Source organism: Nocardia sp. NPDC056000 (assembly GCF_042269265.1).
Classification (GTDB): Bacteria; Actinomycetota; Actinomycetes; order Mycobacteriales; family Mycobacteriaceae; genus Nocardia.
Map to the genome: position 1 here is coordinate 111,654 of NZ_JBHJXS010000002.1, position 19,180 is coordinate 130,833.

The 19,180-nt window shown below is 66.4% G+C and carries 21 protein-coding genes; 13 read left to right on the plus strand and 8 right to left on the minus strand.

All coding sequences use genetic code 11. The features are described from left to right. The first annotated feature begins 122 nt into the window (after positions 1 to 122). From ACFC4D_RS05575 to ACFC4D_RS05595, 5 genes are all read left to right on the plus strand, one after another. Positions 123 to 1,073, plus strand: a complete 951-nt coding sequence (locus ACFC4D_RS05575) for a DUF4129 domain-containing protein (protein ID WP_364637730.1) — start codon at positions 123 to 125, stop codon at positions 1,071 to 1,073. Next, positions 1,070 to 1,573 carry a hypothetical protein gene (locus tag ACFC4D_RS05580; RefSeq protein WP_375962434.1) on the plus strand — a complete coding sequence of 168 codons (504 nt, stop codon included), beginning with the start codon at positions 1,070 to 1,072 and terminating at the stop codon, positions 1,571 to 1,573. Before ACFC4D_RS05575 ends, ACFC4D_RS05580 begins: the two co-directional genes overlap by 4 nt. Before the next feature lie 28 nt (positions 1,574 to 1,601). Then, on the plus strand, positions 1,602 to 2,564 hold the full coding sequence (locus ACFC4D_RS05585; RefSeq protein WP_364637734.1) for a MoxR family ATPase: 963 nt from the start codon (positions 1,602 to 1,604) through the stop codon (positions 2,562 to 2,564). A 180-nt stretch (positions 2,565 to 2,744) separates the two neighbouring features. Continuing rightward, on the plus strand, positions 2,745 to 4,019 hold the full coding sequence (locus ACFC4D_RS05590) for a DUF58 domain-containing protein (RefSeq protein WP_375962437.1): 1,275 nt from the start codon (positions 2,745 to 2,747) through the stop codon (positions 4,017 to 4,019). After that, positions 4,016 to 4,447: a hypothetical protein gene (locus ACFC4D_RS05595; RefSeq protein WP_364637738.1), complete on the plus strand. Its 432-nt coding sequence runs from the start codon at positions 4,016 to 4,018 to the stop codon at positions 4,445 to 4,447. Before ACFC4D_RS05590 ends, ACFC4D_RS05595 begins: the two co-directional genes overlap by 4 nt. A gap of 33 nt (positions 4,448 to 4,480) precedes the next feature. Here the strand turns inward: ACFC4D_RS05595 and ACFC4D_RS05600 are convergent, their stop codons facing one another. Then, the gene (locus ACFC4D_RS05600; RefSeq protein ID WP_364637740.1) at positions 4,481 to 4,828 is read right to left on the minus strand and encodes a hypothetical protein; all 348 of its coding nucleotides are present in this window, start codon (positions 4,826 to 4,828) and stop codon (positions 4,481 to 4,483) included. A 184-nt stretch (positions 4,829 to 5,012) separates the two neighbouring features. Between ACFC4D_RS05600 and ACFC4D_RS05605 the strand changes: the two genes are divergently transcribed. After that, complete coding sequence (locus ACFC4D_RS05605; RefSeq protein ID WP_375962442.1) at positions 5,013 to 6,047, plus strand: AraC family transcriptional regulator; 1,035 nt, start codon at positions 5,013 to 5,015, stop codon at positions 6,045 to 6,047. 187 nt (positions 6,048 to 6,234) lie between these two features. Here the strand turns inward: ACFC4D_RS05605 and ACFC4D_RS05610 are convergent, their stop codons facing one another. Then, positions 6,235 to 7,098 carry a MaoC/PaaZ C-terminal domain-containing protein gene (locus ACFC4D_RS05610; protein ID WP_375962444.1) on the minus strand — a complete coding sequence of 288 codons (864 nt, stop codon included), beginning with the start codon at positions 7,096 to 7,098 and terminating at the stop codon, positions 6,235 to 6,237. A 246-nt stretch (positions 7,099 to 7,344) separates the two neighbouring features. Beyond that, on the minus strand, positions 7,345 to 9,051 hold the full coding sequence (gene kstD / locus ACFC4D_RS05615; protein WP_375962447.1) for a 3-oxosteroid 1-dehydrogenase: 1,707 nt from the start codon (positions 9,049 to 9,051) through the stop codon (positions 7,345 to 7,347). Positions 9,052 to 9,202: 151 nt separating this feature from the next. Between kstD and ACFC4D_RS05620 the strand changes: the two genes are divergently transcribed. From ACFC4D_RS05620 to dmpG, 3 genes are read left to right on the plus strand one after another with little or no spacing between them, the layout of a single operon-like run. Beyond that, positions 9,203 to 9,988: a 2-keto-4-pentenoate hydratase gene (locus ACFC4D_RS05620; RefSeq protein ID WP_375962449.1), complete on the plus strand. Its 786-nt coding sequence runs from the start codon at positions 9,203 to 9,205 to the stop codon at positions 9,986 to 9,988. A 23-nt stretch (positions 9,989 to 10,011) separates the two neighbouring features. Further along, positions 10,012 to 10,920 carry an acetaldehyde dehydrogenase (acetylating) gene (locus tag ACFC4D_RS05625; RefSeq protein WP_376061947.1) on the plus strand — a complete coding sequence of 303 codons (909 nt, stop codon included), beginning with the start codon at positions 10,012 to 10,014 and terminating at the stop codon, positions 10,918 to 10,920. 14 nt (positions 10,921 to 10,934) lie between these two features. Further along, the gene (gene dmpG / locus ACFC4D_RS05630; protein ID WP_364637752.1) at positions 10,935 to 11,987 is read left to right on the plus strand and encodes a 4-hydroxy-2-oxovalerate aldolase; all 1,053 of its coding nucleotides are present in this window, start codon (positions 10,935 to 10,937) and stop codon (positions 11,985 to 11,987) included. A 79-nt stretch (positions 11,988 to 12,066) separates the two neighbouring features. On the opposite strand, the gene ACFC4D_RS05635 is transcribed toward dmpG, so the two are convergent. Further along, positions 12,067 to 12,276, minus strand: a complete 210-nt coding sequence (locus ACFC4D_RS05635; RefSeq protein ID WP_364637754.1) for a DUF433 domain-containing protein — start codon at positions 12,274 to 12,276, stop codon at positions 12,067 to 12,069. Between the two features lie 83 nt (positions 12,277 to 12,359). Here ACFC4D_RS05635 and ACFC4D_RS05640 point away from each other — a divergent pair, with 83 nt between their 5' ends. From ACFC4D_RS05640 to ACFC4D_RS05655, 4 genes are all read left to right on the plus strand, one after another. Continuing rightward, positions 12,360 to 12,599 (plus strand): glutaredoxin family protein, encoded by a 240-nt coding sequence (locus ACFC4D_RS05640; protein ID WP_376061948.1) that lies wholly within the window; start codon positions 12,360 to 12,362, stop codon positions 12,597 to 12,599. A 359-nt stretch (positions 12,600 to 12,958) separates the two neighbouring features. Further along, entirely contained in the window at positions 12,959 to 13,351 is a 393-nt protein-coding gene (locus tag ACFC4D_RS05645) for a hypothetical protein (RefSeq protein WP_376061949.1), read from the plus strand. A 121-nt stretch (positions 13,352 to 13,472) separates the two neighbouring features. Beyond that, entirely contained in the window at positions 13,473 to 14,399 is a 927-nt protein-coding gene (locus ACFC4D_RS05650; RefSeq protein WP_376061950.1) for an NADP-dependent oxidoreductase, read from the plus strand. Between the two features lie 80 nt (positions 14,400 to 14,479). Beyond that, positions 14,480 to 15,412 (plus strand): AraC family transcriptional regulator, encoded by a 933-nt coding sequence (locus ACFC4D_RS05655; protein WP_375962461.1) that lies wholly within the window; start codon positions 14,480 to 14,482, stop codon positions 15,410 to 15,412. Positions 15,413 to 15,501: 89 nt separating this feature from the next. Here the strand turns inward: ACFC4D_RS05655 and hsaB are convergent, their stop codons facing one another. From hsaB to hsaA, 4 genes are read right to left on the minus strand one after another with little or no spacing between them, the layout of a single operon-like run. Beyond that, the gene (hsaB, locus tag ACFC4D_RS05660) at positions 15,502 to 16,080 is read right to left on the minus strand and encodes a 3-hydroxy-9,10-secoandrosta-1,3,5(10)-triene-9,17-dione monooxygenase reductase subunit (RefSeq protein ID WP_364637764.1); all 579 of its coding nucleotides are present in this window, start codon (positions 16,078 to 16,080) and stop codon (positions 15,502 to 15,504) included. A gap of 14 nt (positions 16,081 to 16,094) precedes the next feature. Then, the gene (gene hsaC / locus ACFC4D_RS05665) at positions 16,095 to 16,994 is read right to left on the minus strand and encodes an iron-dependent extradiol dioxygenase HsaC (RefSeq protein WP_364637766.1); all 900 of its coding nucleotides are present in this window, start codon (positions 16,992 to 16,994) and stop codon (positions 16,095 to 16,097) included. Between the two features lie 2 nt (positions 16,995 to 16,996). Then, positions 16,997 to 17,875, minus strand: coding sequence for a 4,5:9,10-diseco-3-hydroxy-5,9,17-trioxoandrosta-1(10),2-diene-4-oate hydrolase (gene hsaD / locus ACFC4D_RS05670; protein WP_364637768.1), 879 nt, complete (start codon positions 17,873 to 17,875; stop codon positions 16,997 to 16,999). A 3-nt stretch (positions 17,876 to 17,878) separates the two neighbouring features. Continuing rightward, positions 17,879 to 19,048 (minus strand): 3-hydroxy-9,10-secoandrosta-1,3,5(10)-triene-9,17-dione monooxygenase oxygenase subunit, encoded by a 1,170-nt coding sequence (gene hsaA, locus ACFC4D_RS05675; RefSeq protein ID WP_364637770.1) that lies wholly within the window; start codon positions 19,046 to 19,048, stop codon positions 17,879 to 17,881. Between the last annotated feature and the right edge of the window lie 132 nt (positions 19,049 to 19,180).

The window sequence follows — 19,180 nt, forward strand, 5'->3', positions numbered from 1 at the left end:
CGAACCTCGAGCGCGAATATATTCAGGATTCGCATGTAATCGGTGTTTCGCAATTCCCCCCAACCGGACCTACCGGCATGTAACTATGTGCCTGATTTGCAGGACTCTGGTTAGGGGTACACGTGACTGGGGTGGGGACGCTGGCATCGCGGGTGATCGGCTTGATCGCCCTGCTGATGCTCGCCGTTTTCGCGCTGCGCGGCTACATCCCCGGCACCGGCGGACCCTCCGCGCCGGGTGCGCCGTCGGCGGTGACGCTGGCGCTCATGCCGGTATTGCTGCTGGTCTCGGTGGTGATCCTGGCCGCGGGCGTGATCAATAGCCAACACCGGCTGCCACTTTCGATGCCCGAACCCGATCCCGATCGCGAGCGCGAGCGCACCGGACTGCCCCGGCTCGGACTGCTGGTGCTGATCGCGCTGGCCGCCATCGCACTGGTCGCGACCGCGGTGCTGTCGATCTACCTGGTCGGTCCCGGCCGCAAAGAACCCGCGGATCAGACGTTTTCGACGCCGTCGCCGACCACCGGCGGCACGCAGCCGGTGGACACCCTGGCCCCGCCGCCGGAATCGCTGCCCGATCCACCGCTCAGCGGCACCGTGCTGGTCCTGGTGGCCGTCGGTGCGATCGCGCTGGTACTGGTGGCCATGACCGGACTGGTGGTGGTCGCGGTCGGCTCCACGCGCCGCCCGGAACCGAAAATCGCCGGTATCGTGCCCAGTTCGCCCACCGAGGCGGTGTCACTGGCCAAGGTCGCGGAAATGGGCCTGGCGGCCATGATCGCGCCGGGTCAGGATCCGCGCACCGCCATCATCGCCTGCTATGTCGCGATGGAACGCGGTCTGGCGCAGGCGCGGGAGGTGGCTCCGCTGGCCTCGGACACTCCCTCGGAGGTGCTGGCGCGCGCCTTCGATCGCGGCTTCCTGCACGATGCCTCGGCGCGAGAGTTGGTGGCGCTCTTCGAGGAAGCCCGGTTCAGCCCGCACTCCATGCTGGAGTGGCAGCGCATGCGAGCCGAACAGCTGCTGCGCATCGTCTTGGCCGATCTACAGGGACAGGCGGAAACCGCATGAGCCGGATAGCGATAGTGGTCGGCGGCCTGCTGCTGGCGGGTCTGTTCGAGATGTTCGCACTGCACAATGACCGCACCACCCTGCTCCCGGTGGCGGCCATTCCGGTCGCCGGGGTGCTGGGATTGCTGGTCTGGTCGCTGCTGGACCGGGCCCGCCGGTATCAGCCCGCCAGTCCGGAAGATCACGAGATCGACAATGGCCCAGCGGAAATGCTCAATCGCTGGCAGGCTCGGGCACAGATGCTGGCGGATCGGTCCGAGGGCAGCCGCGCGGACTGGGACCGGCATCTGCGGCCGCTGCTCGCGAAGGAGTTCGAACTGACCAGCGGCCATCGGATGGCCAAGAACCGGCGCGCCACCGAGACCGCCGGGCAGCTGCAGTTCGGACCCGAACTGTGGCGCTGGGTGGATCCCGCCAATTCGGCGCTGCGTGACCAGACGAATCCGGCACCCGGCCGACCGGCGCTGGACGAGATCCTGCGCCGCCTCCAGAACATGTGAACGGGTTTTTCGATATGCGAGTACTGATATGACCTCACCGATGGACGTGACCGTCAAGCGCACCGATGCCGTGCTGCGGGAGATGTCCCGGGTGGTGGTGGGCAAGCGGGATGAACTGCAGCTGATCATGATCGCCGTGCTGTCCGGCGGGCACATCCTCATCGAGGATCTGCCCGGTCTGGGCAAAACGCTCATCGCCCGCTCGTTCGCGACGGCGCTGGGGTTGAACTTCACCCGCGTGCAGTTCACCCCGGACCTGTTGCCCGCGGACCTCATCGGCTCCACCATCTACGACATGCATTCGGGCCGGTTCACCTTCCGGCGCGGCCCGGTCTTCACCAATATGCTGCTGGCCGACGAGATCAACCGCACCCCGCCCAAGACCCAGGCCGCGCTGTTGGAGGCGATGGCCGAGGGCCAGGTGTCGATCGACGGGGAAACCTTCCCGCTGCCACAGCCTTTCGTGGTCATGGCGACCGACAATCCGATCGAGTACGAGGGCACCTATCCGCTGCCCGAAGCCCAATTGGACCGCTTCGCACTGCAATTGCGGCTCGGCTATCTGTCCGAGACCGATGAGATGCAGATGATCCGCCGCAGGCTGGAGCGTGGCTCGCAGCCCGCTCAGATCGGCCAGGTGGTCGACGCCGAGGGCCTGATGGAAATGCGCCAATCGGTGGAGTTCGTGACCGTGCACCCCGATGTGGTCGGCTACGTCGTCTCCCTGGCCGCCGCCACCCGCAGCCACCCCCAGGTCGAGGTCGGCGCCAGCCCCCGAGCCGAACTCGACCTGGTCCAAATGGCCCGCGCCCGAGCCCTTCTCAACGGCCGCGACTACGTGGTACCCGAGGACGTCAAGGCCCTGGCCATCCCTGCCATGGCGCACCGCATCACGCTGCGCCCCGAAATGTGGGTCCGCCGCATCCGCGGCGAGGACGTCATCGCCGAACTCTTGCGCCGCCTCCCGGTACCCCGCGCCAACCAGGCATGAGCGATCGCGTAGGCCGAACATGAACTCCCACCCCGCATTACCCAACCCGCCGCACACAGCGCGTCCCACTGCCGCCCGGGTGGGACCCGCCCCCACGAGATCTGCCGAGCGTGCCGGAATGAGGCTGCGTCGCGAGGGCATCGAAACGGCGCGGCGACCTGAGCGGTCTGCGGGGCGCTTGTGAAGCATCGGGATGAGAGTGCGGCCTCCTCGACCGAATTGCGGTGGCGGCCCGCGCCGTTGGTGTTCATGCTGGCGGTGGTGTCGGTGCCCGCGCTGGTGGCGGCGATCGTATTGGGGCAGTGGCAGTTGGTGGTGTTCGCCGCGCCCATGCTCGGGGTGCTGGCGACCGCGCCGTTGCAGTTGTCGCGCACCAGGATTCAGGTGGACGGGGTCGGGGTGCTGCGCTGCTTCGAGACCGAGGAAGTGGTGCTGACCGCGGCCGCCTTCGTGGAGAGCGGACATGCGTTGCTGCGCATGCATTCTCAACGGGTGGCCGGGATGGACACCCAGGTGGAGGAGGCGTTCGATTCCGGGGCGGCACCCGCCGGGATGCGCATCGCGCTATCCGCGCCGCGCTGGGGGCGGTACCCGATTCCGGTGCGGGTGACGGCGTTGAGTCCGGCGGGGCTGGCGGTGGCCTCCGTGCAGCTGCCCGCGGGCGACGTATACGTGTACCCGATCACCGATCCGCAGCGAATGCGCCTGCCGCGCACCGAACTTCCCGAGCGGATCGGCACGCATCTCACCCGCAGGCACGGTCCGGGCGTGGAGTTCGCCGATGTGCGCGCGTACGCGCCGGGCGATCAGCTGCGCACGGTGAACTGGGCGGTGAGCGCCCGGCGCGGACGCCTGTTCGTGACCGAGCGCTTCACCAATCGCGCGGCGGATGTGGTTGTGCTGGTGGACACCTCGCTACAGGCCCCGGGTCCGGCCTCGGACTCACTGGAGCTCTCGGTGCGCGGCGCGGCGCAGGTGGCGCAGTCGGCGCTGCAGGCCGGTGACCGGACAGCCGTTGTCTGCCTGGGCCGTTCGCCGCGCTGGCTGCGCCCGGATATCGGCCGCCGCCAGTTCTATCGCATCGTCGACACCGTGCTGGACGTGGGCGATGAACATATCGCCACCCAGGGCTCGCTGGCCCCGCACGCGGGTGTGCCGATCGGCGCGGTGGTGGTCGCCTTCTCCACGCTGCTGGACACCCAATTCGCGCTGGCGCTCATCGATCTGCGCAAGCGCGGGCACGTCGTGGTGGTGGTGGACGTGCTGCGCGGCCCGCCGTTCTCCGACGGCCTGGATTCCACCCTGGCGCGCATGTGGCAGCTGGAGCGCACCTCCATGTACCGCGATATGAGCACGGTCGGCGTGGATATCGTGCCGTGGCCCGAGGACGCGCGCCTGGATCAGATCATGCGCCTGCTGCCCCAGCAGCGCCGGACCGTGCGGGTGCGCCGATGACCAGATTCCTCGCGGTGCTCTCCGGTCTGCTGCTCGCGCTCGGTGTCGCCCTGGTGTTGCCGTGGGCGGCCATTCCGACGGTCGTGCTCGCGATCGCGGGCTGGCGGTGGCGGGTGAGCGCGGTCGGCGCGGTGCTGGCCGCACTGGCCGTACTGGCCTTCGTCGAGACCGGCGCGCTGGTCGCCGGGGCGATCGGCCTGGTGGCCACCACCTACCTGCTCAATACCGCGACGGTGTCGGCTCCGATCGGGGTGGTGCCCACCACCATCCCCTCGGTGGCGGGCGCCCTGATCTTCACGGTGGCCGCCGGAACGGCGACGTTATTGCCTGCGGGCTTGTCCTGGATTCCGATCGTGGCGCCGATCGCGGTGATCCTGCTGTACGCCTTGATCATTCGAGGACTGGTGGACGAACGTTCCGGCGGGTGAAGACTTTCGGAGTGACCCCGGGGCCGACCCGGGTTACTGCAGGGCCGGCGGCATCCGCGTCGGCTTGATGCGCCCGGCGTCGACGAGGGCGCGGAAGGCCGCACCCTTGCGATCGCATTCGCCGACCACGCAGCGGCGGTGCTGCTGCATGGTGCGGTGCGCCTCGGTCACATCGAGTTCGTGATCGGGTGCGCCGTGCGACCAGACGGAAGTGGACAGGATGGGATCGGCGGATGCGGTGTGCTCATTGCTGATTCGCTCGCGGATCCGGTCCACCGACAGTCTGTCCGGATCACGATGCGGTTGATGCAGGCTCACGAACGTGACGGCCATGATCGTGAGCATTGCCAGGGTGGCTGTGAACACCTGCCAGCCGGCCATTGGTTCACCTTCTCCATGTCTATCGGTTGAATCGGGGGTAGTTCGCTAGATATTCACCATAAGGCCGCGAGCGTTACTTGTTCCAGTACTTCATAGGTCAGAAACAGCCGAATTTCGGCCTATAACAGCAACTTACCGACCGGTTCCGGCCCGAAGTACGCCGAGAGTTTGCGAAGATTTTCCTGTGACCGACGGCCAGGCGCAGTTGCGTTCCATAACCAGTGCGGCACTGCTGGTCGAATTCGCGTCGGGACGGGGGATACCCACGCCTGCGCTGTTGCGCGGCACCGGAATTCGCGAAGGCGATCTGCTCGACTCCACCGCCGAGATCACCCTCGGGCAGGAATTGGCGCTGATGCGCAATGTGGTGGCCGAGGTCGGCGACGAACCCGGCATGGGTCTGATGGCCGGATTGCTGTGCCATCCGCCCAGCTTGGGCGTGCTGGGCTTCGCGCTGATGAGCTGTCCGACCGTGCGCGACGCGGTCGGTCTGGCGTTGCGCTACGCGGATCTGTCCTTCACCGTCGCCCGGCATCACCTGGTCATCGACGGGCAGGATGTCTCAATTGTCCGGGACGACAGCGGTGTTCCGCGCGAGGTGCGGCGCTTCGCGGTGGAACGCGATGTGGCGGCCATCTGGACGATTCAGCAGGATGTGCTGCCCATGCGGCCGCCCATCACGCGGGTCGCGGTGGCCTTTCCGCCGCATCCGGTCTACGAGATGTTCGGGGCCATGCTGGGGGTCGAGGAGGTGACCTTCAATGCCGCCCGCTCGGTGGTGACCGGTCCCGCCGATATTCAGAGTCTGCAACTGCCGCAGGCGAATTCGGCCACGGCGCGGTTCTACGAACAGCAGTGCGCCGATCTCATGCAGCGCCGCCGCAGCCGGGTCGGCATCAGCGGGCGGGTGCGGCAATTGCTCATCAGCCGGGGCGGTATCGCCGATCAGTCCCGGATCGCGGCGGAACTCGATCTGAGCGTGCGCACCCTGCGCCGCCGGCTCGCCGATGAGGGCACCACCTTCCGTGAACTGACCACCGAGACCATCGGATTGCTCGCCGAGGAACTGCTCATCACCGGAATGACGGTGGAGCAGGCCGCGATTCGGCTCGGCTATGCCAGCGTGTCCGCGTTCACCTCGGCCTTCCGCGCCTGGAAGGGGCAGTCGCCCGGGCAGTTCGCGCGCGAGAACCGCGGACGGGTGTCGCGCGCCAGCTGAACGCTGCGTCACGGTCCAGCTGAACGCTACGGCTCGCGCGGGTGCGAATCGGGCGAAGGCCGCACTCCCGGACCGTCGAATGCACTATGGCGATTGAAATATTCCGATCTCCCGGAATTCTTCCGGTGGCCCGAATCAGCAAGGGCCGCGACCGAAAATCGGTAGCGGCCCGGCTGTTTCGGGGGGTTTACGCGGTGTGGGTCAGCACCACATCGGCCAGTACGGGCGCGTCATCGCGCTCCACCACGGTCGCGGCGATGAGCAGTTCGCCCTCGGTCTCCCAGATGCGGGTGCGCAGGGTCTCGCCCGGGTAGAGGACTCCGGCGAACCGGGCGCGGAATCCGGTGACGCGGGCGGCATCCGAGCCCAGCGCGGTATCGGTGGCGGCCTTGAGGACCAGGCCGTACGTGCACAGGCCGTGCAGAATCGGGTTGGGGAATCCGGCATTACGGGCGAATTCCGGATCCGAGTGCAGCGGATTGCGGTCACCGCACATGCGGTACAGCAGCGCCTGCTGCGGCAGGGTCGGGGTCAGCACATCGAAATCCGGTGCGCGGTCCGGGAGTTCGGCCTTGGCCGACGGTCCGCGATCGCCGCCGAAACCGCCCTCGCCCTTGGCGAAGATGGAAGAGCGCGCGGTCCACAGCAATTCACCGTCCGAGCTGGTGGCGGTGTGTTCCTGCCAGATCACCGCGGCCGAGCCCTTATCCCAGATCTCACTGATCCGGCGCTCGAAAACCGCCTTGCCCGAAGCCGGAATCGGCCGGTGCACCACGATCTCCTGGCTGCCGTGCACCACCTTCGCGAGGTCGATGTCGACACCCGGGAACTGCACCTTGGGTGGCTCCGTTTCGTGGAAAAACGGTGCGACAGTTGCGAAAGAGGGCAGAACCTGCGGATTGCGGTCATCCAGGTACCGAAGTTCGGCCGGTTCGGTCCAGCGCGCACCCGCGCCCAGCGCCAGGTTGTACAGCTGCACATCCGACGGCGTCCAACTGAAGTCGACGGACGGCAGCACCGCGCCGAGCGCGATATTCGGATCGATGGGCATTACTACTCCTCGTGAGATCGGTGGGCATAGACCCATCGGGTCCGATACTCCGGTGCACAGGCCGCGCGCGGCAAGCGGCGCGCCCGCTCGCCGGGACAGCCGACCCCGGTGACGTTTCAGTTTGTGATGCCCGCCGCGCCACCGGGCAGGGGGTTCCGGCGATGCGGCGGGCAGGGGGGTGGGCTGGGCGCGAGCACGACGTGACCCGACTCGCGCCCAACCCGTCCTGAACTGGGTTGGGACAGTTCAGGAGTTCTGGTCGGCCGTCACGGCCGCGCCGTTCTTCGCCTTGGCGGCGATATCGAGCGCGGCGAGGTAGCCGAAGGTGATCGCGGGTCCGATGGTCGCGCCGGGACCCGCGTAGGTGTGGCCCATGACGGGGGAGGAGGTGTTGCCCGCGGCGTAGAGGCCGTCGATGACGGTGCCGTCCTCGCGGAGCACGCGGCCGTCGTTATCGGTGACCAGACCGCCCTTGGTGCCGAGATCGCCCGGGTACATGCGGACACCGTAGAACGGGCCCACCTCGAGCTTGTTCAGGCACGGGTTCGGCTTGATGGTCGGATCGCCGTAGTAGCGGTCGTAGGCGCTCTTGCCGCGGCCGAAGTCCTCGTCCACGCCACTGTCCACGAAGCCGTTGAAACGCTCGACGGTCGCGGTCAGGCTATCGGCGGGCACGCCCAGCTTCTCGGCGAGTTCGGCCAAGGTCGGCGCCACGACGATGTTGTCGTTTTCCATCCAGCGGGACGGAAAACGCTGACCGGGCTGCAGACCAGCGAAGATGTAGCGACTCCGGTAGCGCTGGTCGAACACCAGCCACGAGGGCACGTTCTCGCCCGGACCATCACCCTGCCCGTATTCGCCGCCGTACATGGTGTGCACAGCCTCGACGTAAGGAGCGGACTCATTACCGAATCGCTTGCCTTCGTCGTTGACGATGATGCATCCCGGCAGATTGCGCTCGGCGAGCGCGAACCACGGCTTGCCCTGGCCCTTGAGTGTGGTGGGACCCCACCAGGCGTCTTCCATGAAGTCAACGGCCGCACCGGCATCCAGGCCCGCGCGGATGGCGTCGCCGGTATTGGCGGCCGCACCGGTGGTCCATTCGGTGGTGATGGGTTCACGCTGGTACTTGTGCCGCATATCGGCGTTGTGCTCGAAGCCGCCCGCGCCCAGGATCACGCCGTATTTGGCGTTGAAGCGGACGGTCTCGCCGTTCTGCTCGGCCTCGACGCCGGTGACGACGCCGTTCTCGATGACCAGTCCGGTGAGCGGAGTGTTCAGCAGCACAGGCACATTCGCGTCCAGCAGGCCCTTGCGCATACCGGCGATGATCGCCTGTCCCATGCCCACGAGCGCCTTACCGGTGACTTTGCCCCAGGCCCAGCGGGTTCCGACGCGCAGCACCGTGGCGAAGCCGATGGGGTGCCGGCGCAGCAGGTTCAGCTTCTTGTAATCCGCCTGCAGGATAACGACATTCAGCGGAGCCTTGGAGTAGGGCGGTTCCAGGTTGAAGCGTTCGGCGCCGAGGATCTTGAGGTTCAGCGGTTTGGGTTCGCAGGAGCGGCCGTCCGCCTTGCCGCCCGGTGCCTCCGGGTAGTAGTCGGAGTAGCCCGGCACCCACTTCATCTTCAGCGCGGAGTGGTCCAGCACGAAGTCGAAAGCCTCCGCGCCGCGGTCGATATAGGTATCGATCTTGTCGGCGGGCACCACATCGCCGATGATGCTGCGCAGGTAGGTGCGGGCTTCCTCGCGGTCGTCGGGACGTCCCGAAGCCTTGAGCGCCTTATTGCCCGGAATCCAGACACCACCACCCGAGCGGGCGGTGGATCCGCCGTAATGCGCGGCCTTCTCGATGAGCACCACGCGCAGACCGCGGTGTGCGGCGGTGAGGGCGGCGGTCATACCGGCGGCACCGCTGCCGACCACCACCACGTCGTAATCCCGATCAGTCATGTAGAACACGTTATAGAATCAATCCTGGTTTGGTCTATGTTGGTCTGGCAGGTGGGACTGCTGAGGCGATTTACTTCACAAAAACTCGTTTCAGTTTCTAGTCTCGTAACTGCTTGGCCACCGGCCGGCCCCTTGTACGGAAGGAAACAGCGTGCTGACCGACGCGCTTCGTGAGGAACTTGCGGACGAACTCGCCGTAGCGGAACGGGACCGTATCGCGCTCGACCCCCTGGTCGCGCGGCATCCCGACATCGACGTGGTCGATGCCTACGAGATCCAGCTGATCAATATGCGTCGGCGGTTCGCGGGCGGAGCCAAGGTGGTGGGCCACAAGGTGGGCCTGTCCTCCAAGGCCATGCAGCAGATGATGGGCGTGGACGAACCCGACTATGGACATCTCCTCGCGGAGATGGAGGTCTTCGAAGACGTTCCGGTCGACACCGCCAAATTCCTGTACCCGCGCGTCGAGGTCGAGGTCGGCTTCATTCTGGGCGCGGATCTGCCCGGCGAGGACTGCACCGAGGAAGACGTGCTGAAGGCCACCGTCGCCTACGCGCCCTCCATCGAGTTGATCGATACCCGCATCAAGGACTGGAAGATCGGCCTGTGCGACACCATCGCCGATAATGCCTCCTCGGCCGGATTCGTCCTCGGCAAGCAGCGCGTGGCCCCGGATCAGTTGGATATCAAGGCAATCGACGCCGTGCTGACCCGCAATGGCGAGGTCATCGCCGAGGGCCGCTCCGACGCCGTGCTCGGCGACCCCACCATCGCGGTGGCGTGGCTGGCCCGCAAGGTCGCCCAGTTCGGCGTGCGACTCAAGGCCGGAGACATCATCCTGCCGGGGTCCTGCACCCGCGCCATCGACGCCCGTCCGGGTGACGAGTTCATCGCCGAGTTCACCGGACTCGGCTCCGTCCACCTGTCTTTCAGCTGAGCTCACCGAAGTAGGAGAAAGCCGTGACCGCAAGCAAAGTCACCGCCGCGATCGTCGGGTCCGGCAACATCAGCACCGATCTGCTGTACAAGCTACTGCGTTCGGACAAGATCGAGCCGCGCTGGATGGTCGGCATCGACCCGGAGTCCGAGGGCCTCAAGCGCGCTCGCGGCCTGGGTCTCGAAACCTCCCCCGAGGGCGCGGATTGGCTGCTCGCCCTCGATGAGAAGCCCGATTTGCTGTTCGAGGCCACCTCGGCCTACGTGCACCGCGCGTACGCGCCGAAGTACGAGGCCGCGGGCATTCGCGCGGTCGACCTCACCCCCGCGGCCGTCGGCCCCGCCGTCATTCCGCCGGTGAACCTGGACTCGCTGCGCGACGCCATGAACGTCAACATGATCACCTGTGGTGGCCAGGCGACGATTCCGATGGTCAACGCGGTCTCCCGGGTCGTTCCGGTGTCCTATGCCGAGATCGTGGCCTCGGTCTCCTCGGTGTCGGCCGGTCCCGGCACTCGCGCGAATATCGACGAGTTCACCAAGACCACCTCCAACGGCGTGGTGAGCATCGGTGGCGCCGAGCGTGGCAAGGCGATCATCATCCTGAACCCGGCCGAGCCGCCGATGATCATGCGCGACACCATCTTCTGCGCGATTCCCGAGGACGCGGACCGCGATGCGATCAGCGAGTCGGTCTTCCGCATGGAGAAGTCCATCCAGGAGTACGTGCCCGGTTATCGCCTGCTCAACGACCCGCAGTTCGACGACCCCTCGCTGGTCTCCGGTGGCCTGGCGAAGGTTTCGATCTTCGTCGAGGTCGAGGGCGCGGGCGACTTCCTGCCGCCGTACGCGGGCAACCTCGACATCATGACGGCTGCGGCCACCAAGGTCGGCGACGTGCTGGCCGATCAGATCCTCTCGGCTCGGGTGTAAGGGAGAACTCAACCATGAGCAATGTGCTGAAGCCCTTCTCGGGCGAACTCGATGTGCGCGTCACGGACACCTCGCTCCGCGACGGCTCGCATCACAAGCGCCACCAGTTCACCGTCACCGAGGTCCGCGATATCGTCGGCGCCCTCGATGCCTCCGGCGTGCCGGTCATCGAGGTCACCCACGGCGACGGCCTCGCCGGTTCCTCGTTCAACTACGGTTTCTCCAAAACCCCTGAGCAGGAACTGATCAAGGCCGCCGCGGAGACCGCCAAGCAGGCCAAGATCGCCTTCCTCATGCTGCCCGGCGTGGGCGTGAAGGAAGACATCAAGATCTCGCAGGACAATGGTGCGTCCATCTGCCGCATCGCCACGCACTGCACCGAAGCGGATGTGTCCATCCAGCACTTCGGTTACGCACGGGATCTGGGTCTCGAGACCGTCGGCTTCCTCATGATGGCGCACTCCACCACCCCGGAGCTGCTCGCCAAGCAGGCGCGCATCATGGCCGATGCGGGCTGCCAGTGCGTCTACGTCGTCGACTCCGCCGGTGCCCTTGTGCTGGAACAGGTTTCGGATCGCGTCTCCGCGCTGGTCGCCGAACTCGGTGATGACGCGCAGGTCGGGTTCCACGGCCACGAGAACCTGGGTCTGGCCGTCGCCAACTCGGTGTACGCGGTGCGCGCCGGTGCGACCCAGATCGACGGTTCGGCGCGCCGCTTCGGCGCGGGCGCGGGCAACCTGCCCGTCGAGGCGTTCATCGGCGTCTGCGACAAGCTCGGCGTCAAGACCGGCGTCGACTTCTTCGCCATCACCGATGCCGCGGAAGACGTTGTGCGCCCGGCCATGCCGAGCGAATGCCTGCTGGACCGTCAGGCCCTGATGATGGGTTACGCGGGCGTCTACTCCTCGTTCCTGCGGCACGCGGAGCGTCAGGCCGAGCGCTACGGCGTCTCCGCCGCCGAAATGCTGGTGCGCGCGGGCAAGCGCAAGCTGGTCGGTGGCCAGGAAGATCAGCTCATCGATATCGCCCTGGAACTCCAGCGCGAGCAGGCGGCGGTCACCGCCTGATCCGCTGGCATAACGAACTGGGCCGCAACCACTTTCGGTTGCGGCCCAGTTCGTCGTCACGCACCGCTCAACCGCGCAGTCAAGGAACGGCGACCGCCAGCGTCGCGTATCCGAGCGCCGCGAACACGTCATCGGCTTCCAAATCGGGATGATCGCCGAGAATCTCCTCGACCGAAACCCCCGCCGCGAGCAGCTCGAGCACCAGCTCCACGGGATAGCGCATCCCTCGAATCACCGCCCTGCCACCGCAGACGGCCGGATCGAAGGTAATCCGCTCCTGATAGGACATGCCCCGAATTCTAGGGTCGCACCCTAACCGAACTCTGTGGTTGCGGTGATCCCACCCTATGACTTGTCCTCTACTGTCAACCCATGACCGACATCGTCCTCTACGGAGCCGACTGGTGCGGCGACTGCCGCCGAGCGAAAACCTGGCTCCGCGAAAACCACATCCCCTTCACCGAGATAGACGTCGAACACGACGACACCGCCCGCGAAAAAGCCATCGCCCTCGCCAACGGCCGCAAAAACATCCCAGTAGTGGTCTTCCCCAACGGCACAGTCCTCATCGAACCCACCAACGCCGACCTCGCCGCGGCTCTCGCGGATTAGCGTCGCGGCTGGTAGCGGCCATTGGCAGGAAAGTGCCAATGCTGGCCAACGGGTGTTTCGGGGCCGATGATGGGGGGATGCGGCAGCAGAGTGTGAATGTGCCGGGGGTTGTCCGGATTCGGCCCAGTGGGGATTTGGGTGGGGACGTGCGGCGGTTGTTGCGCGGGGTGCGGAGTGAGGCCGTGGTGGCGGTGTCGGGGTCGTTGCGGGGGGAGCGGCATTATGTGTTGGGGCACAGTGCTGTTCGGCAGTTGACGGGGGCTGGGAAGCGGGTTCGGGTGTTGTATTCGCCGGACTTTTTGGAGTCTCGGGATCGGTTGCCGTTGCTGGCGGATTCGGCGGTGGGGCCGGTTATTCGGGTGTCCAGCACCGGGTTTCGCAATGCGCTGATCATCGATCGGCGGGCGGCGGTGCTGTGGAGCGGGGTGGGGGCGGTGGATCCGTATGTGGTGCTGGTTCGGGATCCGGTGTTGATCGGGACGATTCATCAGTTCGCGACCATGACGTGGGAGGCGGCGGCCCGGGTGGAGGGGCGTAGGAAGATCGGGCAGCCGAGCTTCGACGACAGGTCGCTGGCGGTGCTGGATGCGCTCGCGCAGGGGGTCAAGGATGAGGTGGCGGCGCGGGAATTGGGGGTTTCGCTGCGGACCTATCGGCGGGTTGTCGCGGATCTGATGGTGCGGCTCGAGGTCGGTACGCGCTTTCAGGTGGGGGTGCGGGCGGCACAGCTGGGGCTGATCTCCCTGGACTAGGGTGAGACTTGCGGATAAATAGTCGAGATTTTCAGCTATTCATCGTCTTGTTCTGTCCGCATAACGTAGTCCTCGTTCGGTTCGCCGGAATGGCCGGAGACCAGCGGTAGAGGAGAAGACGATGCGGGCGGTTATTCAGGAAAGCTTCGGTGGGCCCGAGGTGCTCAAGGTGGTCGAGGTCGCGAAGCCGGAATTGCTGTCGGGTGAGGTGCTGGTTCGGGTGCGGGCCAGTGCGGTGAATCCGGTGGATGTGGCGGTGCGGTCGGGGGCGTTCCCGCTGCTGGGGCAGCCGCCCTTCGGGGTGGGCTGGGATATTTCGGGGGTGGTCGAGGCCGCCGGACCGGGAGCCCGGTACGAGGTCGGTGACGAGGTGTACGGGATGCCGTTCTTCCCGCGTGCCGCGACCGGATACGCCGAATACGTGGCCACGCCTTCGCGGCAGGTGGCTCGTAAGCCCAAGTCGCTCAGTCATGTTGAGGCGGCCGCGCTGCCGTTGGCCGCGCTGACCGCGTGGCAGGGGTTGGTGGATCGGGCGGGCGTCAAGGCGGGGGATCGGGTGCTGATCCACCGGGCCGCCGGTGGCGTCGGGCATCTGGCGGTGCAGATCGCCAAGGCGCACGGTGCGTATGTGATCGCGCTGGCCAGCGCCGAGAAGCACGATTATGTACTCGGGCTCGGTGCCGATGAGGTAATCGATTACCGCACAACCGATTTCACCGAAGCGGTGCACGATGTCGATGTGGTGTTCGATTCGGTCGCCGATGGCGCGCGATCGCTGACGGTGTTGAAGCCGGGCGGGGTGCTGGTGAGCATTCTCGAACATCCGAACGCCGAACTGGCGGAGACGGTCAAGGCGTCCGGGCGGCGCTTCGCGGGTGTCTCGGTGGAGCCGGATTACGCTGCGCTGGAAGCGATCGCGGAACTCGTCGACGCGGGCAAGCTGCGCCCCACCATCGCCGAAACCCTGCCGCTGGCGGATGCGGGCAAGGCGCACGAGATCGTCGCCGAAGGTCGCACGGTGGGCAAGATCGTGCTCACGGTCGACTGAGGATGTCCCGGACCACCGTCCGTCGAATAATGAAACCGGAGCTCGACGCGGAATCGGGCTCCGAACCGAAGGAGAACGGCATGGATGTGCTGAGCGAGGCGCTGGCCTCCATGCGAACCGGTGCGCCGAATTCGGTGCGCACCGAGGGCCGCGCCCCCTGGGGGCTGGCCCTGCCGGAGACCGCGGGCGCGGGATTCCATGTGGTGCTGCACGGTTCGTGCTGGATCTACCCCACCGCGCACAGCACCGAACCGATCGCGCTCGGCACCGGCGATGTGGTGTTCGTGCGGGACGGTTCCGGGCATGTGCTCGCCGACCATCCGGATACCCCGGCCGCGGTATCGCGTCCCGACCAGTACTCCGGTCGCCCGCCGATCGGCGCGGTGCGGATCGGCGGGGACGGTCCGGTCACCAGCCTGCTCTGCGGCAACTATCACCTGGACGGGCAGCGCCCGCATCCACTGCTGCGGCAGCTGCCCGAGTTCATCCATCTACCCGCTCGGGACGGCCGTCACCCCGAATTGGCCGCCGCCATCACGCTTTTGCGCGCCGAGCTGGATAACCCGCGCATCGGCTCGCACGGCATCGTGCCCGCACTCATCGATTCGCTGCTGCTGTACATCCTGCGCGCCTGGGTGGAGGAGCGGCCGCGCTCGGAAGCGGTGGGATGGGCTGCGGCACTGCGTGATCCGGCCGTCGCCCCGGCACTGGCCGCCATGCACGACGATCCGGCCGCCGCCTGGACCGTGCAATCGCTGGCCGATGCGTCGGGCCTGTCCCGCGCCGCGTTCGCCCGCAAATTCAACACCATGGTCGGCGAACCCCCGCTGGCGTATCTGACCCGCTGGCGGCTCACCACCGCCGCGCGCCTGCTCCGCGAGGATGATCTGCCGATGGATCGGGTCGCCGCCCGCGCGGGCTACAGCTCGGAATTCGCCTTCGGCAAGGCGTTCAAGCGCGAATACGGCGTCGCCCCAGGGCAATACCGCCGTCAGGCACGCACCGCGGCCTGAATTCCACAGGTGTGCACAAGTTGTCCACAATGCACAGCGCCCCTGTGGATGAATTCCACAGGGGCGCTGGCGCAGTCGGTTCGATCAGCTCACAACCAGGTATCGAGCGTGGTGGTGGTGAGGAAATGCTCCAGATCCGCACGCCACGGCGCGGGCACCGTCTTATCCGGCTCGATGGCCGTGTACTGCCCGCGATAGAACAGCAGGGGCCTGCCGGAATCGGTGGATTCCGACAGGGCCTGCACGCGGCCGATCACGATGTAGTGATCACCGCCGTCGACGACCTGATCCACAGTGCACTGGATCGTGGCCAGGGCGTCGTCCAGCACCGGAAGCTCCAAAGCTGAAGTGTTCCAGGGAACTCCGGCGAACTTGTCCGGTTCGCGCGAGCCGAAGCGCGCGCACACCGATTGCTGTTCCTCGGCGAGGATATTGACGCAGAACTTGCCGTTGGCCTCGATGGCCGCCCACGATTTGGACGCCTTGGTGGGGCAGAACACGATCAGGGGCGGGTCGAGGGACAGTGCGGCGAACGACTGGCAGGCGAACCCGATCGGCGCGCCCTCCCCGTCGAAGGTGGTGATGACGGTGATGCCGGTGCAGAACTGCCCCAGCACATTCCGGAATTGCCGTGCGTCGATCTCGGGCTGATCGTCCGTCGTTGTCATGGCCGCCTCTTCGCTTACTTGAATCCGACGGTGAAGTCGTGACCCCACAGGCTCACCGCGGTGGATTCCCGCGCGATCCAGGACTCGTCCTCGACTTCCAAACCCTCGCAGCCGAATTCGATATCGAATCCGCCCGGCGTCTTCATATAGAACGACAGCATTTTATCGTTGATATGCCGTCCGAGGCTGGCCGACATCTTCACCTTGCGGCGCATGGCGCGATCCAGGCACATGCCGACATCGTCGGAACTCTCCACCTCGACCATCAGGTGCACGATGCCGGTCGGATTCGGCATGGGCAGGAACGCCAGCGCGTGATGGCGCGGATTGCAGCCGTAGAACCGCAGCCAGGCCGGATCGCCGTCGGCGGGGCGGCCGAGCATCTGCGGATGCAGCTTCATCGAGTCGCGCAGCCGGAAGCCCAGGATGTCCTGGTAGAACGCCTGTGCCGCGGCATCGTCGTCGCAGGTGAGCACGACGTGCCCGAGACCCTGTTCGGCGGTGACGAACTTGTGCCCGTACGGGCTGATGAAACGCCGCGCCAGGTATTGCGAGCCGTGGAACGCCTCCAGCACATTGCCGGACGGATCCTGGAACGAGATCAGCGCCTCGACGCGACGGTCGGCGACCTCTTCCCTGGTGCCCTCGCGGAACGCCACGCCGGCCTTGGAGAGCTTCTCCCGAAGCACCTGCAGCGCGGGGCCGTCGGTCACCTCCCAGCCGGAAACCTGAAGCCGGTCAACGTCGCTCGGCACGATCACCAGGCGCGCCGGGAAATCATCCATGCGCAGGTAGAGGGCGTCCGGATCGGGTCCGGTGCCCTCCATCATGCCGAGCACCTTGAGCCCGTACTCACGCCAGGCCGCCATATCGGTGGCCCCGATGCGCATGTATCCGAGTGCTCGAATGCTCATGCTCACTTCTCCTTGACGCCGAGCAGGAAGTCGGTTGCCAGGCGGTTGAATTCGTCGAACTTCTCCAGCTGCGCCCAATGCCCGCAGCCGCCGAATACGTGCAATTGCACGCGCGGCACCATCTTCAGAGCTACGAGCGCGCCGTCGATCGGGTTCACCCGATCCTCGCGGCCCCAGATCATCAGCACCGGCTGCCGCAGTTTGAACGCGTCGCGCCAGATCATGCCCTTGGCGAAGTCGGCTCCGGCGAAGGAGCGTCCCATCGCGCGGGTGGCTTCCAATGATTCGGGCTTGCTGGCGGATTCGAAGCGCGCGTCGATGAGCTCCGGCGTGATCAGCTTCTGGTCGAAGACCATGATCCGCAGGAACGCCTCGAGGTTCTCGCGCGTCGGCTCGTAATTGAACTTCGACAGCAGCTTGACGCCCTCGGTGGGGTCCGGCGCGAACAGGTTGGTGGACAACCCACCCGGACCCATCAGCACCAGTTTGCCCGCGCGATCGGGATAGTCGAGCGCGAATCGGGTGGCCGCGCCGCCGCCGAGCGAATTGCCCAGCAGGTGCACGCGTTCGGTGATGCCGAGGGTATCGAGCAGATCCTTCAGCGCCGAGGACGAGTGCACGAAGTACTGCGGATGCTCGGTCGGCTTATCGGACAGCCCGAAGCCGGGCTGATCGACGGCCAGCACGTGGAAGTCCCGCGCCAGCACCGGAATGTTCTTGGCGAAGTTCGACCACGACGACGCACCGGGCCCGCCACCGTGCAGCAGCACGATGGTGGGGCCGTTGCCGACGCCCGCCTCGTGATAGTGCAGCTTCAGATCCGGGCGGACCTGCGCGTACTTCGAAGTGGACTCGAAGGTGATGTCCTCAACAGTGGTCATGGACTACACCATCGTGTCGGTGATCGGCAGCCCGAACGCGTGCGTGCCGTACATGACGTAGGCGCGCTCGGCATCATTGGCCGCGTGCACCCGCCCGGCGTGCGCATCGCGCCAGAAGCGCTGCAGCGGAGTGCCATTGGCGAGCGCGGTGGCGCCCGAGGCCTCGAACAACTTGTCGATGGAGGCGACGGCCCGGCCGGTGGCGCGCACCTGATCGCGACGGGCGCGAGCCCGCACGTCGAACGGAACGTCTTCGCCGCGAAGCAGATACGCGTATTCGTCCGCGACATTGCCGGACAGCTGACGCCAGGCGGCGTCGATATCGCTGGCGGCCTCGGCGATGCGCACCTTGCCGAACGGATCGTCCTTGGCGTTCTCACCGGCGTAGGCCGCGCGCACACGCTTGCCCTGATGTTCCACGTGCGCCTCGTACGCGCCGTAGGCCATGCCGACGATCGGGGTGGAGATGGTGGTGGGGTGGATGGTGCCCCACGGCATCTTGTACACCGGATCGGTATTCTGCTCCAGGCCAGGCGATTTCAGCTCGCCCATGGCGCGGAAGCTGAGGAACCGGTGCTTGGGTACGAACACATTCTCCACCACGACGGTGTTGGAGCCGGTGCCGCGCAGGCCGACCACGTGCCAGACATCCTTGATGTCGTATTCACTGCGCGGGATCAGGAAGCTGCCGAAGTCGACCGGCTTGCCGTTCTTGATCACCGGGCCGCCGACGACCACCCAGTCCGCGTGGCCGGAGCCGGAAGACCAAGCCCAGGAACCGTTCACGGTGTAGCCCGAGGCGTCCTCGGTCACCACGCCCGCACCCATGGGCGCATAGGAGGAGGAGATGCGGACGTCGGTGTTCTCGCCCCAGACCTCTTCCTGCGCACGCTGATCGAACAGCGCCAGGTGCCAGTTGTGCACGCCGATGATGCCCGCGACCCAGCCGGTGGAGCCGCAGGCGCTGGCGATCTTGCGGACGGTGTCGTAGAAGACGACGGGGTCGGCGGCGTATCCGCCCCACTGCTTGGGCTGCAGCAGCTTGAAGAATCCGGCGGTCTGCAGGTCCTTGATGGACTCCTCGGGGATCTGCCGGAGATCCTCGGCCTGCTGGGCCCGCTCGCGGAGAGTGGGCAGCAGGGCTTCGACCCGCTCAACTACTTCTTGCGTCATCGCGCCAGTTGCTCCTGCCTGGTGAATCGGGCGGTTCTCGTTTGTCTCTGAGACTAGAACACGTTCTTATTTCTGTCGAGAACAGGTGGCCGCTATATGCCACGCGCGCGCGTCGTTCGCCTCACGAGGCGT

Bases quoted from the DNA above. Each gene is read 5' to 3' on its own strand.
- dmpG (WP_364637752.1), top strand. From the start codon at position 10,935: ATGAGCAATGTGCTGAAGCCCTTCTCGGGCGAACTCGATGTGCGCGTC.
- ACFC4D_RS05650 (WP_376061950.1), top strand. From the start codon at position 13,473: ATGCGGGCGGTTATTCAGGAAAGCTTCGGTGGGCCCGAGGTGCTCAAG.
- ACFC4D_RS05655 (WP_375962461.1), top strand. From the start codon at position 14,480: ATGGATGTGCTGAGCGAGGCGCTGGCCTCCATGCGAACCGGTGCGCCG.
- ACFC4D_RS05600 (WP_364637740.1), bottom strand. From the start codon at position 4,828: ATGGCCGGCTGGCAGGTGTTCACAGCCACCCTGGCAATGCTCACGATC.
- ACFC4D_RS05640 (WP_376061948.1), top strand. From the start codon at position 12,360: ATGACCGACATCGTCCTCTACGGAGCCGACTGGTGCGGCGACTGCCGC.
- ACFC4D_RS05610 (WP_375962444.1), bottom strand. From the start codon at position 7,098: ATGCCCATCGATCCGAATATCGCGCTCGGCGCGGTGCTGCCGTCCGTC.
- kstD (WP_375962447.1), bottom strand. From the start codon at position 9,051: ATGACTGATCGGGATTACGACGTGGTGGTGGTCGGCAGCGGTGCCGCC.
- hsaB (WP_364637764.1), bottom strand. From the start codon at position 16,080: ATGACAACGACGGACGATCAGCCCGAGATCGACGCACGGCAATTCCGG.
- hsaA (WP_364637770.1), bottom strand. From the start codon at position 19,048: ATGACGCAAGAAGTAGTTGAGCGGGTCGAAGCCCTGCTGCCCACTCTC.
- ACFC4D_RS05585 (WP_364637734.1), top strand. From the start codon at position 1,602: ATGACCTCACCGATGGACGTGACCGTCAAGCGCACCGATGCCGTGCTG.
- ACFC4D_RS05595 (WP_364637738.1), top strand. From the start codon at position 4,016: ATGACCAGATTCCTCGCGGTGCTCTCCGGTCTGCTGCTCGCGCTCGGT.
- ACFC4D_RS05580 (WP_375962434.1), top strand. From the start codon at position 1,070: ATGAGCCGGATAGCGATAGTGGTCGGCGGCCTGCTGCTGGCGGGTCTG.
- hsaC (WP_364637766.1), bottom strand. From the start codon at position 16,994: ATGAGCATTCGAGCACTCGGATACATGCGCATCGGGGCCACCGATATG.
- ACFC4D_RS05635 (WP_364637754.1), bottom strand. From the start codon at position 12,276: ATGTCCTATCAGGAGCGGATTACCTTCGATCCGGCCGTCTGCGGTGGC.
- hsaD (WP_364637768.1), bottom strand. From the start codon at position 17,875: ATGACCACTGTTGAGGACATCACCTTCGAGTCCACTTCGAAGTACGCG.